Here is a 15,524-nt window from a genome sequence, read left to right as displayed (position 1 = left end):
CGAATTCAGGCCGGGAAGGATACCTCGGCCAGTTCGGTGACGGCCGCGCGATCCAGGATGACCACCGATTCGGGCGCGGGATCCGGCTTCACACCCGCGCCCGCCCGGTCCATCAGCCGCTGCCAGCGCATGCAATGCCATTGGAAGCTGAGCTGGCTCACGGTGCGGCCGCGAGAGACCTGACCGGCCCGCGCCAGTTCGGCGGAGGCATCGATCATGACCAGGTGCACGGGGCGGCCCACACCGCGTGCCCACGCCGCGACCAAGCGCCGCACCCAGTTCCGGGTACCGCAGTCGTGAATGATCACCGGTCCGTCCGCGCGCCGCAGCGCGGTCCGAATCCGCAGGTAGTGCGTGAGGTGCACGATCGGCAGCAGCAGCGGGTACGGCACCGCGCGCAACCGGCGCTGCCACCATTTGCGCGACTGATGCGAATCCACCAGCAGTGCGCCCACCGGACTCAGCGCGGGCTCGACCGCATCGGGGTAGTCGCCGAACAGTTTTCGCAGGGCGGTGCTCTTACCCGCACCCGGCACACCGGTGAAGATCACGGCGGCGCTTGCGGGATAACGCAATTCGCGAATGGCATGGCCGCGCAGATCGTGCACCCGATGGGGCGTCATCGTGCGCGGCCTCGGATACGGAGGGTCGTTATCGGCCTGTAAGGCGGGTTCCAGCGGGGGATTCACCCTTCAAGCATCGGTAACGGACACCATTCGGACAACCGGGATTTCCCCTGATTTTTCCCGAAGAGCCATCGCGGGGTCACCACCGCACCGGCAGGGTGCGCAGGCCGCCGGTGAAGACATCGTCGCGCATGATCAGGGTCTGCTTGTCCACCGCGAGCCGCATATCCGGGAATCGTGAAACCAATTGCCCGAAGGCGGTGTGCAATTCGATCCGGGCCAGCGGTGCGCCGATGCAGTAGCGCGCGCCGTATCCGAAGGTGAAGTGCGTGCCCTGCTGGCGGGTGAAATCCACCCGGCTCGGCTCGGGGAAGACCGTGGGATCGTGATTGGCCGAGGTGAGTCCGAGCAGCACCAGATCCCCGGCTGCCACCCGCACCCCATCGATGTCCAGATCGGTGCGGGCATAGCGCGGCAGATTCGTCGGCTCGCAGGCGCGCAGCAGTTCCTCGGTGGCGGAAGGCAATAGCGCCGGATTGTCGTGCAGTGTGCGCCACAGTTCAGGATCGGCCAGCAGCATGAGCGCCCCGACACCGATATGCACCACCGAGGTCTCATGCCCCGCGAACAGCAGCATCATGGCGAAGGTGGCGATCTCCTCCTCGCTCAATTCCGGATCGGCGCACAACCGCGAGGTGACGTCATCGCCGGGATCACGACGCTTGCGCTCCACCGACTTCCGGCAGTACTCGAACAGCTCCGCCACGCCCCATTCGACCTTCGCCCGATCCCGCACATCGCCTACCGCGGTCACCCACTCCCGGAATCGATCCCGGTCGTCATAGGGCACCCCGAGCAATTCGCAGATCACCAGCAGCGGTAGCGGCAGCGCCAGCGCGGTGTGCAGATCCGCCGACGAACCCTGTGCCGCCATCTCATCGAGCAGCCGCGCGGTGATGGCCTCCACCCGCGGCTGGAACTCCCGCATCCGCCGCACCGAGAAATGCGGCTGCAGAATCGATTTCATCCGCAGATGATCGGCGCGCTCACTGGCGAAGTTCCCCACCGGACCGCCGAAGAACGCGGATTCACCCATCCGCGAGGCGGTTTCGGGACTCGGGTGCGAACGCCCCAGATTCGGCTCCGCGAACAACTCCCGCACCAGGTGATACCCGGTCGCGAGCCACGCCGGATCCCCGGTCGGCGTCCGCGTCGCGCTCATCCCGGCGACCGGACAACCCGGCGACGGGACCTCGGAGAGCGGCGGGTCGGAAAGCGTCATGCCGAAATGCCTTTCAGTGCTGGGGAATCCGCGTCCGTGAGCGATCCGGAGGCTTCGCGGACCTTCGCCAGGGCGGTGAGTATGTCGTCGATATCGCTGCGGTCACCGAGCAGCACGCTGTGATGCATGAGCAGGGTGTGATCGCGGTAGTCGTGCGCGCCGGAGAAATCCCGGCCGGTGGCGCGCACCGCATCCCAGAGCCGGGCGAAGCGCGGTTTGGTATGTGCCCGTAGCAGATTGCCGCTGGGCAGCGGGACGCGTGGCGGGTAGACCTTGGTGCCCAGCTCGGCGGATAGCGCGGCCGCGATCCGGTCGACCGATGCCCCACCGAACGTCCCCGGTGCGAATCGAATGCCGTACTCGTAGATCGCGCGCCGATCCACCTGCGCGGGAACGGGAATCGAGGACAGGCCGGGTATCCGGGTCAGACCGTCCTCGAGTTCCGCCGCCCGAATCTCGCGCCGTGCGTGCTGATCATCGAGCCGCGGCAGTTGATCGAGCAGCACCCCGGCCGTGAGCTCGGACATGCAGTAGTTGCCGCCCATGATCTCGCCGAGCTCGACCAGTTCGTATTCGCCGGGTGCGGGCGCGTCCTCGGTGTAGCCCCGGGAATCGGCGCGCAGCATGAGCATGCGCCGATACAGCTCGGGGCTATCGGTGATGGCGGCTCCGGCCTCGCCCGCCGCCAGGGATTTGGCCGCACCGAGGCTGAACACCCCGATATCGCCGAAGGTGCCGACCGCGCGCCCACCCCAGCGCGCACCGTGCGATTGCGAACAATCCTCGATGAGCCCGGCACCCGCCGCCCGGGTCAGTTCGGACAACTCCACGATCGGTGCGACCGTGCACGCCAGATGAACCGCGATCACCGCCCGGGTGCGCGCGGACCACCCGGCCCGCACCTGATCGACAGCCAGGCAACCGGTTTCGGGATCCACATCCACCAGCACGGGCAGCGCGCCGACCCGCAAAACGGCCGTGGCCGGGGCCACCCAGGTCAGCGCGGGTACGATGACCTCATCACCCGGGCCGACGCCCAGCGCCTCCAGCGCGATGACCAGCGCGCTGGAGCCGTGATCGACGCTCACCCCGTACGCCGCGCCGTTGTAGTGCGCGAACGCCTCTCCGAAGAGCCGCTCCCGAGACTTCCCGCCCCCGGGTGCGTACCAGCTCACCGACCAGCGCGAAGACCGCAGTGCGGCAAGCAGTTCGGTCTCGGTGCGGACGTCGTACTGCGGCCATACCGGCCAGTCCCGCGCCCCGCGCACCGGTGCGCCGCCGTGTATCGCGAGCATGATCAGACGCCCTGATGCCGTGTGCGGCGGGCAGATCCATGCGCCGCCGGTATCGCGGCGGCGGTCAGTCGTCTCCCGGCCATCGACGCGGCCGGGGAGGGCTGGGCGATCACCTCCAGCGCCTCGCGAATCTCCTGGATCGAAACATGCACCAGCGGAAGGTCACCGGTCATGGCGGGGCGGCCGAGCCCGCGCAGCAGCACGAACGGCAGCGATTCCGGCCGCGCTTCCAGATAGCCCTTCTTATTGTCGTCCTGCGCCACCGCGAGCACATCCGCCACCGAAACCGTCGGCGGCAGGCACGGTTCCACACCCAATCCGGTGATGATCTCGTAGTGCGCGCTCACCTCGTCATCGCCGAGCCAGCCGCGCGCGTGCGAGATGTGCGCCGCCACCAGCATTCCCACCGCTATCGCCGCGCCGTGCGCTATTCCGGCCGATCCGCGTACCCGGTGATCGCAGATTTCAATGGCGTGCCCGACGGTGTGCCCGTATTCGAGCACCAATCCGGAGCGTCGCTCATGCGTATCGTTGCGCGTGACAGCGGATTTGGCCTCGATACTGGCATCCAGCAGCCAGGTGAGCGCGGCGGGCGCGGCCAATTCGCCGGCCGCGATGATCGCCCGCAGCCGGTCCAGCGCCGCGGGGCGAATGGCCAGGCAATTCTTCGCCATTTCGCAATAGCCGGAACGCAATTCGTCCAACGGCAGTGTCGCGAACAGTCGCACCTCCGCGTACACGGCCGTCGGCGCGTAATAGGTGCCCAGGTGATTCTTGCCCACCGGACTGTTGATCGCCTGTTTCAGCGACAGCACCGAATCCATCGCGGCGATGGTGGTGGTCGGCACATGCACCAGCCGCACGCCCCGGAACAGCAGATTCGCCATGAGCCCGGCCAGATTTCCGGGCACGCCGCCACCGAACGCCACCACCACCGAACGCCGGGTCGCCCCCGCGCGCAGCGCCCGCTCCAGATGATCGGTGAGACAGGCCAGCGTCTTCATGGATTCGCCCGCCCGATGACTGAGCACAATCGCCGGGGTGCTGCCGGACAGGCGCTCGATAATCGGCCGATACAACCCGAGCACCGTATCGTCGGTGACGAAAACGAGTGTGTCCGCCTGTAATCCGGCAATCCCCTCGGCTATATCCGCGAGGCAGTCCTCGCCGAAGGAATACGAATACGATTCCGCGCCGATCGAAATGGCGCGCGATGTGATGCCCATGGTCTCACTCCTGCCCGGTCTCGCCTGCCCCACAGGCAAATATCGGCGCGCGGCGCGCGGCTCGGCAACCGCTGGGATACCCCAGTCAGGATGTGCCCCGCGCCCCGGTACCACTCGCCGGGACACCCGCTTGCCCGGGTGCCACTGGCAGGGGTAGCGCGGGACTCTTCCAGGGCTGGGGGAGTGCGGCCCGGCCCGGTAGGGTGCGATCCGGGGGCAGGAGAGAGCGGAGAACTGTTGTCCGACAATGACATCGCGGTCGAGGCCGCGGATCTGCGCGCTCCCACCCTGGCCGAGTTCATTCGGGAGCGGCGCAGCGGGCCCACCTCCGCGCATCCGGCCGGACTGACCCGCAAACAACTCGCCGAGGCCACCCACGCCAGCCTCGGCTATATCGCCAAGATCGAACAGGGCGAGGCGCTCAATCCCGGTCCGGCCATTCTGGATTCGCTCGCGAATGTGCTCTGCCTGGACTCCGCCGAACGCGTGCACCTCTACCACCTGGCGCAGCAGCGGCCCACCCCGCCGATCCCGGAATCGCTGCGGCCCAACAGCATTGCCGCGGGCACCGTCCGCACCACCCTGGACGCCCTGCTCCCGCATCTGGCCGCCGCCCTGGACGAGGGCTGGCGCGTGGTCGACTGCAACAGTGCCTTCGACGCGGCCTTCCCGGGCCTCGGCCGGGGCGGTCACGTACTGCGCTGGCTCTTCACCGATCCGCGCGCCCGCATAGTCATAGAGGAATGGGAACAGGAGGCCCGCCTCATGGTCGGCCGCTTCCGAGCCTACGCCGCCGATGCCGCCGACCGCGACGAAATCGAGTCACTGCTGGCCGAACTCGGCGAGCACGCCGACTTCCGCCGCCTCTGGGAGGACGCGCACGTGCGCATCGGCCGCCCCGAATCCCAATTCCGCCTGCGCAATCCGGAGACCGCCACCGTCTTCGACGTCATCGTGCAGCGCTACCGCAGCACCACCCCGAAATTCGCCCACCAACTGTTCATCGGACTGGTCGGCGCCGCGTGATCACTCCGCCGGGCCGGTGCGCGCGAGTCTCGGTTCACGATCGCGTGATTACTCCGGCAGCCCGTCGAGAAATTCGCGCAGCAGGGTGTTCACCTCGTCGGCGTGGGTGAGGTTCGGGGACATGGCCGCCCCGGCGATGGTGTGCACCGTCGTCGGCACGCCGAAGGCCCGGGCCATGCGCAACACCTCGTCCGCATCGGCGGTCTGATCCCCGACGCCGCGCAAAACGATTGCCGGACAGGTGATCTCGCCGAGCAACCCGAGCACCGAATCGCGGTTGATCAGGCAGTCCGCCGAGAGTCGCAGCCGGGTGCGATCCCCGGCCAGCCATTTATCGCGCCACGGCTGTTTATCGTCATCGGTGCCGCCCACGGTGAGCGCGGACACCATTTTGATGATCGGGGTCAGCGGCGCGCTCCCGGCCCAGGCGTCCAGGACCTCGCGGTATCCGGGTTTGCGGCGCGCGGGCATGGCATCGGCGGTGGAACCGATCGCGATCACTCCCCGCGATCGCGGCCGGGCCAGCAGCGCCATCCGGACCGCGGTGAACGCCCCGTGCCCGACCCCGCCGACCACCGCGCGCTCGATGCCGAGCTGATCTGCCACCGCCCAGGTGTCGCGCGCCAGATCCCAGTAGCTGAATGGTGTTCCGTCGTCCTCGGACAGGCCGTGCCCGCGCGAATCGACGCACACCACGCGGTAGTGCGGGGCGAGTGCGCGCTGCTGCGGCGCGAAACTCTCCTCGTCCATGAAGAAGCTGTGCCCCAACAGGACCGGCGGTCCGTTCCCTCCCGTATCGGTGTAATGGATCTTCGCTCCCCCGCGAGCTACGAACGGCATCTTCGGACCTTACGACAGTCCTCCGACGCGCAAGCCCGACTCCGAGTGTGAAATGTAATGCAGTCACTCACCTCGCTGACATGCGAAAACCGCTGGCCGCCAGTGATATTCGGGTCTTGCCCCGAATGCCTCCACCCGCGTACGCAGCATCCCTGCGGGTAGCGAAGGCCATGCGGCGCACGCAACGCAGTTGCAACGAATTGTGGCCTACCCTGGCCCATTTGGGTCAGAACCTGAGAATTGCTTATGGAATCCGAGGTCCCGGCCGAAACGGCGGTAGGCTTGCTCTCGAAGGCGAGGCCTTCGGTGTCCCTCATCCGCCGAAGGTCTCGCCCTTCGGCTGTCCGGGGTCCTGCTCCTGCGTCGTCCGGGTCGGGACGCCACACAGCGGCGCTGTCAAGCCCTGCCGGGCCCTCAATTAGAATCGCACGGTGACCAGCACAGCCTCTGAGAACCCGCGTAATCGTGCCGATGCCCTCCCCAAAAGCTGGAACCCCAGTGAGGTAGAGGCCGACCTGTACGAGCGCTGGGTAGCCGCTGGTTACTTCTCCGCCGACGCGAACAGCGCCAAGCCCGCCTACTCGATCGTGCTGCCCCCGCCGAATGTGACCGGCACCCTGCACATGGGCCACGCCCTCGACCACACCCTGATGGACCTGCTCACCCGCCGCAAGCGCATGCAGGGCTATGAGGTGCTGTGGCTGCCGGGCATGGACCACGCCGGTATCGCCACCCAGTCCGTGGTGGAGAAGCAGCTCGCCGTCGACGGTAAGACCAAGGAAGACTTCGGCCGCGAACTCTTCATCGATAAGGTCTGGGATTGGAAGCGCGAATCCGGCGGCGCGATCCAGGGCCAGATGCGCCGCCTCGGCGACGGCGTCGACTGGAGCCGCGACCGCTTCACCATGGACGACGGGCTCTCCCGCGCCGTGCAGACCATCTTCAAACGCCTCTACGACGCCGGTCTGATCTACCGCGCCGAACGCCTGGTGAACTGGTCGCCGGTGCTCGAGACCGGTATCTCCGACCTCGAGGTCGACCACAAGGAGGTCGACGGCGAACTGGTGTCGCTGCGCTACGGCTCGCTCAATGACGATGAACCGCATGTGATCGTGGCCACCACCCGCGTGGAGACCATGCTCGGCGATACCGCGGTCGCAGTGCACCCGGATGACGAGCGGTACAAAGCGCTCATCGGCACCACCGTCTACCACCCCATCACCGGCCGCCAGATCCCGATCGTCGCCGACGATTACGTCGACCCCGAATTCGGTTCCGGCGCAGTCAAGATCACCCCCGCGCACGACCCCAATGACTTCGAGCTCGGCCTGCGGCACAACCTGCCCATGCCGACCATCATGGACAAGACCGGCAAGATCGCCGACAGCGGAACCGAATTCGACGGTATGGACCGCTTCGAGGCCCGGCTCAAGATCCGTGAGCGGCTCGAGGCCGAGGGCCGCGTGGTCGGCCGCAAATACCCGTACAAGCATCAGGTCGGCCACTCCGAACGCTCCGGCGAACCTATCGAACCGCGCCTGTCCATGCAGTGGTGGGTCAAGGTCGAGGGCATCGCCAAGGCCGCGGGCGACGCCGTGCGCAACGGCGATGTGAAGATCCACCCGGCCAGCCAGGAACCGCGCTGGTTCGACTGGGTCGACAATATGCACGACTGGAACATCTCCCGGCAGCTGTGGTGGGGTCACCGCATCCCGATCTGGTACGGCCCCGCCGGTGAGATCGTCTGCGTCGGACCGGATGAGCAGGCCCCCGAGGGCTACGTGCAGGACCCGGACGTGCTCGACACCTGGTTCTCCTCGGGACTGTGGCCCTTCTCCACCATGGGCTGGCCGGACTCCACCGCCGAACTCGAGAAGTTCTATCCCACCAGCGTGCTCGTCACCGGCTACGACATCCTGTTCTTCTGGGTCGCCCGGATGATGATGTTCGGCATGTACGTCTCCGAGGACGAGGCGCTCACCACCGGCAAGCCCGCCGATCAGAAGCAGGTCCCCTTCCAGGACGTGTTCCTGCACGGCCTGGTCCGCGACGAACACGGCAAGAAGATGTCCAAGTCGCGCGGCAACGGCATCGACCCGCTGGACTGGATCGACGAATACGGCGCGGACGCAACCCGATTCACCCTCGCGCGCGGCGCCCAGCCCGGCGGCGACCTGTCCGTCGGCACCTCGCACGTGACCGCCTCGCGCAGCTTCGTCACCAAACTGTTCAATGCCACCAAGTTCGCGCTCATGAACGGTGCGCAGCCGGGCGAACTGCCCGCCCGCGACACCCTCACCGATACCGACCGGTGGATCCTGGACCGCCTCGACGAGGTGCGCGCCGAAGTCGACGCCAGCTTCGACCGCTACGAATTCGGCAAGGCCTGCGAAGCGCTCTACCACTTCGCCTGGGACGAATTCTGCAGCTGGTACCTGGAATTGGCCAAGGTGCAGTTCGCCGAATCCGAGGAGCGCGCCGCCTCCACCCGCATCGTGCTCGGCAATGTGCTCGACGCGGTGCTGCGCCTGCTGCATCCGGCCATCCCGTTCGTGACCGAACAGCTGTGGCTCGCGCTCACCGGCGGCGAATCCGTGGTCGTGGCCAGCTGGCCGCAGGCCACCGGCATTGCCGCGGACCAGGTTTCGGCCACCCGCGTCGCCGACGCCCAGCGCCTCATCACCGAGATCCGCCGCTTCCGCAGCGATCAGGGCCTGTCCGACAGCCAGAAGGTCGCGGCCAAACTCATCGGCCTGGACGGCGCGGATCTGCTGGCCCAGCAGGCCGAGGTCACCAACCTGGCCCGCCTCACCGCGCCCGGCGACGATTTCGCCGCCACCGCCTCGGTCGAGGTGCGATTGAGCGGTGCCACCGTCACCGTCGAGATCGACACCTCCGGGACCGTCGACCTGGTGGCCGAGGCCCGCCGCCTCGAAAAGGATCTCGCCGCAGCGCAGAAGGACCTGGCCACCACCACGGCCAAACTCGGCAACGAGGGCTTCCTGGCCAAGGCTCCCGACGATGTGGTCGCGAAGATCAAGGCGCGCAAGGAAATCGCCCAGTCCGAGGTCGAGCGCATCGGCGCACGGCTCACCGAGATCGCGAAATCGGGGGAGGGCAAGTGAACAGCGAGCCCGAACGCCAGTACGTCGAAGGCCCGATAACCACCTCCCCGGTGGACCTGGCCGAAATGGCGCTGGTCGAAGCCGAACTCGACAAGCGCTGGCCGGAAACCAAGATCGAGCCCTCGCTCACCCGCATCTCCACGCTGATGGATCTGCTCGGATCGCCGCAAAGCGGTTATCCCGCAATCCATATCGCGGGCACCAACGGCAAGACCTCGGTCACCCGCATGATCGACGCCCTGCTCACCGCCCTGCACCGGCGCACCGGCCGCATCACCAGCCCGCACCTGCAACTGGCCACCGAACGCATCGCCATCGACAACGCGCCCATCCCGCCCGGGCGCTACGTCGAGCTGTATCGCGAACTGCTGCCGTACCTCGAGATGATCGACAAGCAGTCCGCGGCGGCGGGCGGCCCGGCCATGAGCAAGTTCGAGGTGCTCACCGGTATGGCGTACGCGGCCTTCGCCGAAGCGCCGGTGGACGTCGCGGTCGTCGAGACCGGAATGGGCGGCACCTGGGACGCCACCAACGTGATCGACGGACAGGTCGCGGTCATCACCCCGATTGGGTTGGACCACACCGACTTCCTGGGCCCGGACCTCACCTCCATCGCGGGGGAGAAGGCCGGAATCATCAAGAAGGCCCCCGCCGACGAACTGGTGCCGCGCGATACCGTGGCCGTCATCGCCGAACAGCAGCCCGAGGTCATGGAGGTGCTGCTGCGCCGCGCCGTCGAGATGGACGCGGCCGTCGCGCGTGAGGGTTCGGAATTCCGATTGCTCGCGCGCCGCGTCGCCATCGGCGGTCAGGTGCTGGAGCTCCAGGGCCTCGGCGGCGTCTACGACGACATCTTCCTGCCGTTGCACGGTGAGCATCAGGCCAAGAACGCCGCGCTGGCGCTGGCCGCGGTCGAGGCGTTCTTCGGTGCGGGCGCGTCCCGCCAGCTCGATATCGATGCCGTGCGAGCCGGATTCGCCTCGGTCGCCAGCCCCGGCCGGATGGAACGCATGCGCAGCGCGCCGACCATCTTCATCGACGCCGCGCACAATCCGCATGGCGCGCAGGCCCTCGCGGCAACGCTCACCAGCGAATTCGACTTCCGCAAACTGGTCGGCGTCGTCGCGGTGCTCGGCGATAAGGACGCGGGCGGCATCCTGGACGCGCTGGAACCGATCCTCGACGAAATCGTCGTCACCGAGAACGGTTCGCCCCGGGCCCTTCCCGTCGACGATCTGGCCAACCTCGCCGTGCAGCGCTTCGGCGATGAGCGGGTGGCCGTCGCGCACGATCTGCCCGACGCCATCGAAACCGCCATCGCCTTGGCCGAAGAGGGCGAGAGTGGCGAACTGGTCTCCGGAGCGGGCATCGTGGTCACCGGGTCGGTCGTCACCGCCGGATCGGCCCGTTCACTGTTCGGAAAGGATCCCGCATGAGCGACGTGGCGCCCGAGGGCGTGCCGGAGCCCAGCACCGACCCGTGGAAGGGCTTCCGGGGCGTCATGGCCGGAACCCTCGTCCTCGAGGCCATCACCGTCCTGCTCGCGCTACCCGTGGTCGGCGTGGTCGGCGGCGGCCTGAAATGGTGGTCCGTCCTCTACCTGGTCGGCCTCGCGGTGCTCATGTTCCTGGGCGCGGGCGTACAGCGCCGCCCCTGGGCCATGTCCTTCAACCTGGCCACCCAGGCGGCCCTGCTCGCGGGCGGTTTCATCCACCTGTCGATCCTGATCATCGGCGTGGTCTTCGCCGCGGTCTGGCTCTTCATCCTCTTCCTGCGCGCCGATGTGCGAAAGCGAATCGCCGGGGGGTTGCTACCGAGCCAGCGCGTGTCCGAAGCCTGAATCCGGTCGCTTTTCCCGCATGAATTTTCTCCCTGGTAAAAGCCATATACGCTTTGCGCCGTGACTGAGCAGACTTTGGTACTCATCAAGCCCGACGGCGTGGCCCGCGGCCTGATCGGGGAGATCATCACCCGCATCGAGCGCAAGGGTCTGAAGATCGCGGCGCTGAAGCAGGTGATCGTCTCCGAGGAGATCGCCGTCGCGCACTACGCCGAGCACCGGGAGAAGCCGTTCTTCGGCTCGCTGATCGAATTCATCACCTCCGGCCCGGTCGTCGCGGCCGTGCTCGAAGGCCCGCGCGCCATCACCGCCTTCCGTCAGCTCGCCGGCGGCACCGATCCGGTCGAGAAGGCCGCCACCGGCAGCATCCGCGGCGACTACGCCCTGGAGACCCAGTACAACCTGGTGCACGGCTCGGACGCGCCCGAATCCGCCAAGCGGGAAATCGCGCTCTGGTTCCCCGAATTCACCCTCTGAACCGGTCCCGACTCCCGGGACTCTCGTGCGCCGCTGCGGGGGCAGCGGCGCAGTGTGGGATACTGGCATCGGAAGTGGTCCCTGCCCGCCATGTGCGGTGGGTGCTGGCCACCTCTGATTGACACCACGGCACGACGGACGATCATCGCTGCCGCCGACGGCTTCAAAGACTCGGTTGTCGGCTAGGCACGCTGGATGAACGCTCGTGACGTGGAGTTGAGCCAAACCACACCCAGGCGCCACGTGACCAGTTAGCCCGAACGACGAGATACAAGGTGATAACGGGCACGCGGCGCGCAGACCATTGATCTCGCGCCCGCAGGACGCGAGGCGAAGACAGTGTCCCCGCGTCGGCCGCGTCACTCCGTCACTCTTCGGAGGGACGCGCCCGGGGGCCCAAGGAGATTTCGTGGCCGAAAAAGAGCCGCACGAAGCAACACAGGTGAACGCCGACGGGGAGGCCGCGGACACCCTCCCGGCCACCGAACAGTTGCCGGAACGGATCCGAGTGCACGCACTGGCGAAGCTGCTGGGAACCACCAGCAAACGTATCCTGGCCCACCTGACCGAGATGGGCGCGCAGGCGCGCAGCCCGCAATCGAGTCTGGACCGCACGGTCGCCGAAACCGTCCGCGACGCCTTCGGCCCGCGCTCGGTCGAACCGCCCGCCACCGTCGACGCCGCCATCATCGCCGGTGATGAGCTGGCCGCCGACGAACTGGCCGCCGAAGAGGTGGAAGCCGCCGAGGCCGCGATCTCCCAGCCCGAGATCGCCGCACCCGCCGAAACGGCCGCACCTACGCGCAAACGCGCCCCCAAACTTTTCACCAGCCCGTTCCAGCAGCCGGAACTGCCGGTCGACGAGCCGATCGTGTATCAGCCGTCCGCACCCGTGGCCGCGCCGCTCTTCCTGTCGCCGGATCTCGCCGCCGCCGAGGAAACCCGCCGCAAGATCCGGTCCGAGCGCAAGCCCAGGACCGAGGACAAACCGCGCGAGGAAGCCCCCCGCGAACAGCAGGCCCGCGAGGACGCCCCGCGCGAGGACAAGGTCCGCGCCGAGGACAAGACCCGGGTCGAGACCAAGGTCGCCGAGGAGAAGGCGGCCGAGGACACCGCCTCCGACGAGGGCGACGACGAGCAGGACTGGGAGGACGACGGCACCCGCCAGGAGCGCGGTGACGGCGCGTCCCGGCGTCGCCGTCGCGGTCGTCGCGGTCGCGGCCGGGGTCGCGGCGAACAGCATCCCGATGACGAGAACGGCGAGATCGATCCCGAGATCGAGGATCAGATCCGCGCGGACGCCGAGGCCGAAGCCGAGGATTCCGAGGACGACGCCGATGATTCGGCCGTGCCCGAGGGTTCGAGCAGCCGGCGTCGCCGTCGCCGTCGTCGCCGCAAGGGTGGCGAGGACACCGATAACGAGCCCGAGGTGGCGGACGACGATCCGCCGAACACCGTTGTGCACGAGCGTGAGCCGCGCAGCAAGCGCCGCGCCGCCGCCAAGGAGAGCAACCCGGACGAGGTCCAGGGCATCAGCGGTTCGACCCGCCTCGAGGCCAAGCGCCAGCGTCGCCGGGACGGTCGCGAGGCCGGTCGCCGTCGCCCGCCGATCCTGACCGAATCCGAATTCCTGGCCCGCCGCGAATCGGTGGACCGGGTAATGGTGGTGCGCGACAAGCACTTCCCCGATCATCCGAGTTCCACCACGCAGGTGGCGGTGCTCGAGGACAGCATTCTGGTCGAGCACTTCGTGACCAGCACCGGTTCGGCGTCCATGGTGGGCAATGTCTACCTGGGCAAGGTGCAGAACGTGCTGCCGTCCATGGAGGCCGCCTTCGTCGATATCGGCCGCGGCCGCAATGGCGTGCTGTACGCGGGCGAGGTGAACTGGGAGGCCGCCGGTCTCGGCGGTAAGGAACGCAAGATCGAGCAGGCGCTCAAGCCGGGTGACACCGTGCTGGTGCAGGTCTCCAAGGATCCGGTGGGCCATAAGGGCGCGCGCCTGACCACGCAGATCAGCCTGGCCGGTCGCTTCCTGGTGTACGTGCCGGGCGGTACCTCGACCGGTATCTCGCGCAAGCTGCCCGATACCGAGCGCAAGCGGCTCAAGGAGATCCTGCGCGATATCGTCCCGCAGGATGCCGGTGTCATCATCCGCACCGCGTCCGAGGGTGTCAGCGAGCCCGAACTGGCCCGCGATGTGGAGCGTCTGCAGCAGACCTGGCGCACCATCGAGGAGCAGTCCAAGCAGGGTTCGGGTGCGCCCAAGACGCTGTACGAAGAGCCCGACCTGCTGGTCAAGGTGGTTCGCGATCTGTTCAACGAGGACTTCTCCAAGTTGATCATCGAGGGTGAGCGCGCCTGGACCACGGTGGAGAACTACGTTCGCACCGTTGCCCCGGATCTGCTTGTCCGCGTGGAGAAGTACGAGCACCAGAATGTCGACGTGTTCGGCAGTCTGCGCATCGACGAGCAGTTGGCCAAGGCCCTGGATCGCAAGGTGTGGCTGCCCTCGGGCGGCACCCTGGTGATCGACCGTACCGAGGCCATGACCGTGGTCGACGTCAACACCGGCAAGTTCACCGGTGCCGGCGGCTCGAACCTGGAAGAGACCGTCACCCGCAATAACCTGGAGGCGGCCGAGGAGATCGTGCGCCAGATGCGGTTGCGCGATATCGGCGGCATGATCGTCGTCGACTTCATCGATATGGTCCTCGAGTCGAATCGGGATCTGGTGCTGCGCAGGCTGACCGAGGCCCTGGGCCGCGATCGCACGCGTCATCAGGTCTCCGAGGTCACCTCGCTGGGCCTGGTTCAGATGACCCGTAAGAAGCTGGGCACCGGTCTGGTCGAGGCGTTCTCCACCACCTGTGAGCACTGCCACGGCCGCGGCCTGATCGTGCACAACTACCCGGTCGAATCGGCTCCGGCCGAGGAGGGCGTGGGTCGTCGCGAGGGTTCGCGCCGCCGCCGCAAGGACCGTGGCAACGCCGCGCCCGAGGCTCCGGCCGTTGTCGAGGCCGCCCCGGTGGTCGTCGAGGAGCCGCGCGAGAACAAGGAGAAGGCCGCCGCCAAGCGGGCTCATCCGGTCGCGCTCGCCATGGCCGCGCACCACGACGATGATCTCCATCACGCCGAGGGTCACGACGACGAACAGCACGATGTCGCCGATGAGGTCGCCTACGCGCAGCAGGCGCTGGCCGATGCCGCGGTAGCGGGTGCGGAAGCGGTCGCCGCCGCCAATGCCGGGGCGAGCACCGCTGACGAGACCGCTACGGCCAAGGCGTCGACGAACGGCACCGCCGCGCATGCGGCCGATACCGCTTCGCACGCAATCGAATCCGAGGTGCTGACCTCCGCCGCGGACGCGGTGGTGGAGGAGGAGGCCATCGAGGCCGCCGCCGAAGCCGCCGTGCTGGTGGAGCAGGCCCAGGCCGCCGAGTCCACGCCGACCCCGGATCCGGTTGTCGCCGAGCCGAAGTCGGCCGTCGAGCCGAAGCTGGCGGTCGCCGCACCGGAGGTGACCGAGAAGGTTTCGGCCGAGCCCGGTCGCCGGGCCGGACGCCGCCGGGTGGCGCGTGCGGTCACCGCTCCCGCCTCCGCCAGTGAGGGCGCGGTATTCGTGCTCTCCAGCGCGGATCAGCCGCAGACGCCGAGCCTGTCCCTCGCGGATCTGACGCCGGTGGAGGTGACCCCGCGGGCCCGCCCGCGCCGTCGTGCCGCCGGACGCCCCGCGGGCGCCCCGGAGGGCGAGAACTGACGTCAGAGCTCTGACATCGAGTCGAGG

The 15,524-nt window shown here is 67.9% G+C and carries 11 protein-coding genes; 6 read left to right on the top strand and 5 right to left on the bottom strand.

The window, feature by feature from the left end:
• Nucleotides 1–5: 5 nt before the first annotated feature.
• From ACFC0O_RS09600 to ACFC0O_RS09585, 4 genes are all read right to left on the bottom strand, one after another.
• Complete coding sequence (locus ACFC0O_RS09600; protein WP_375955278.1) at nt 6–623, bottom strand: AAA family ATPase; 618 nt, start codon at nt 621–623, stop codon at nt 6–8.
• A gap of 142 nt (nt 624–765) precedes the next feature.
• Entirely contained in the window at nt 766–1,908 is a 1,143-nt protein-coding gene (locus ACFC0O_RS09595) for a cytochrome P450 (protein WP_375955276.1), read from the bottom strand.
• Nucleotides 1,905–3,203 (bottom strand): DegT/DnrJ/EryC1/StrS family aminotransferase, encoded by a 1,299-nt coding sequence (locus tag ACFC0O_RS09590; RefSeq protein ID WP_375955274.1) that lies wholly within the window; start codon nt 3,201–3,203, stop codon nt 1,905–1,907. The genes ACFC0O_RS09595 and ACFC0O_RS09590 overlap by 4 nt, the downstream gene beginning before the upstream one ends.
• A gap of 2 nt (nt 3,204–3,205) precedes the next feature.
• Nucleotides 3,206–4,429 carry a hypothetical protein gene (locus ACFC0O_RS09585; protein ID WP_375955273.1) on the bottom strand — a complete coding sequence of 408 codons (1,224 nt, stop codon included), beginning with the start codon at nt 4,427–4,429 and terminating at the stop codon, nt 3,206–3,208.
• Between the two features lie 237 nt (nt 4,430–4,666).
• Here ACFC0O_RS09585 and ACFC0O_RS09580 point away from each other — a divergent pair, with 237 nt between their 5' ends.
• Nucleotides 4,667–5,455 (top strand): helix-turn-helix domain-containing protein, encoded by a 789-nt coding sequence (locus tag ACFC0O_RS09580; RefSeq protein WP_375955271.1) that lies wholly within the window; start codon nt 4,667–4,669, stop codon nt 5,453–5,455.
• Between the two features lie 48 nt (nt 5,456–5,503).
• On the opposite strand, the gene ACFC0O_RS09575 is transcribed toward ACFC0O_RS09580, so the two are convergent.
• A complete protein-coding gene (locus ACFC0O_RS09575; protein ID WP_375955270.1) occupies nt 5,504–6,295 on the bottom strand; it encodes an alpha/beta fold hydrolase in 792 nt (263 codons plus the stop codon).
• Between the two features lie 431 nt (nt 6,296–6,726).
• On the opposite strand from ACFC0O_RS09575, the gene ACFC0O_RS09570 reads away from it, so the two are divergent.
• From ACFC0O_RS09570 to ACFC0O_RS09550, 5 genes are all read left to right on the top strand, one after another.
• Entirely contained in the window at nt 6,727–9,420 is a 2,694-nt protein-coding gene (locus ACFC0O_RS09570; RefSeq protein ID WP_375955268.1) for a valine--tRNA ligase, read from the top strand.
• Nucleotides 9,421–9,485: 65 nt separating this feature from the next.
• Nucleotides 9,486–10,856 (top strand): bifunctional folylpolyglutamate synthase/dihydrofolate synthase, encoded by a 1,371-nt coding sequence (locus ACFC0O_RS09565; RefSeq protein ID WP_375956070.1) that lies wholly within the window; start codon nt 9,486–9,488, stop codon nt 10,854–10,856.
• Complete coding sequence (locus ACFC0O_RS09560) at nt 10,853–11,260, top strand: DUF4233 domain-containing protein (protein ID WP_375955266.1); 408 nt, start codon at nt 10,853–10,855, stop codon at nt 11,258–11,260. The genes ACFC0O_RS09565 and ACFC0O_RS09560 overlap by 4 nt, the downstream gene beginning before the upstream one ends.
• A gap of 60 nt (nt 11,261–11,320) precedes the next feature.
• Nucleotides 11,321–11,737 (top strand): nucleoside-diphosphate kinase, encoded by a 417-nt coding sequence (ndk, locus tag ACFC0O_RS09555; protein ID WP_364629563.1) that lies wholly within the window; start codon nt 11,321–11,323, stop codon nt 11,735–11,737.
• Nucleotides 11,738–12,146: 409 nt separating this feature from the next.
• Nucleotides 12,147–15,497: a translation initiation factor IF-2 N-terminal domain-containing protein gene (locus ACFC0O_RS09550; RefSeq protein ID WP_375955264.1), complete on the top strand. Its 3,351-nt coding sequence runs from the start codon at nt 12,147–12,149 to the stop codon at nt 15,495–15,497.
• The last annotated feature ends 27 nt before the right edge of the window (nt 15,498–15,524 follow it).

It is taken from the genome of Nocardia sp. NPDC056100 (assembly GCF_042266325.1).
Taxonomy (GTDB): Bacteria; Actinomycetota; Actinomycetes; order Mycobacteriales; family Mycobacteriaceae; genus Nocardia.
The sequence above is the reverse complement of the archived record's forward strand: the minus strand, read 5'-3'. Positions and strand labels throughout refer to the sequence as shown.

What these genes read in the sequence shown, in the direction of transcription:
- ACFC0O_RS09600 (WP_375955278.1), bottom strand. Translation starts at nt 623, where the DNA reads ATGACGCCCCATCGGGTGCACGATCTGCGCGGCCATGCCATTCGCGAA.
- ACFC0O_RS09595 (WP_375955276.1), bottom strand. Translation starts at nt 1,908, where the DNA reads ATGACGCTTTCCGACCCGCCGCTCTCCGAGGTCCCGTCGCCGGGTTGT.
- ACFC0O_RS09590 (WP_375955274.1), bottom strand. Translation starts at nt 3,203, where the DNA reads ATGCTCGCGATACACGGCGGCGCACCGGTGCGCGGGGCGCGGGACTGG.
- ACFC0O_RS09585 (WP_375955273.1), bottom strand. Translation starts at nt 4,429, where the DNA reads ATGGGCATCACATCGCGCGCCATTTCGATCGGCGCGGAATCGTATTCG.
- ACFC0O_RS09575 (WP_375955270.1), bottom strand. Translation starts at nt 6,295, where the DNA reads ATGCCGTTCGTAGCTCGCGGGGGAGCGAAGATCCATTACACCGATACG.
- ACFC0O_RS09565 (WP_375956070.1), top strand. Translation starts at nt 9,486, where the DNA reads ATGGCGCTGGTCGAAGCCGAACTCGACAAGCGCTGGCCGGAAACCAAG.
- ACFC0O_RS09560 (WP_375955266.1), top strand. Translation starts at nt 10,853, where the DNA reads ATGAGCGACGTGGCGCCCGAGGGCGTGCCGGAGCCCAGCACCGACCCG.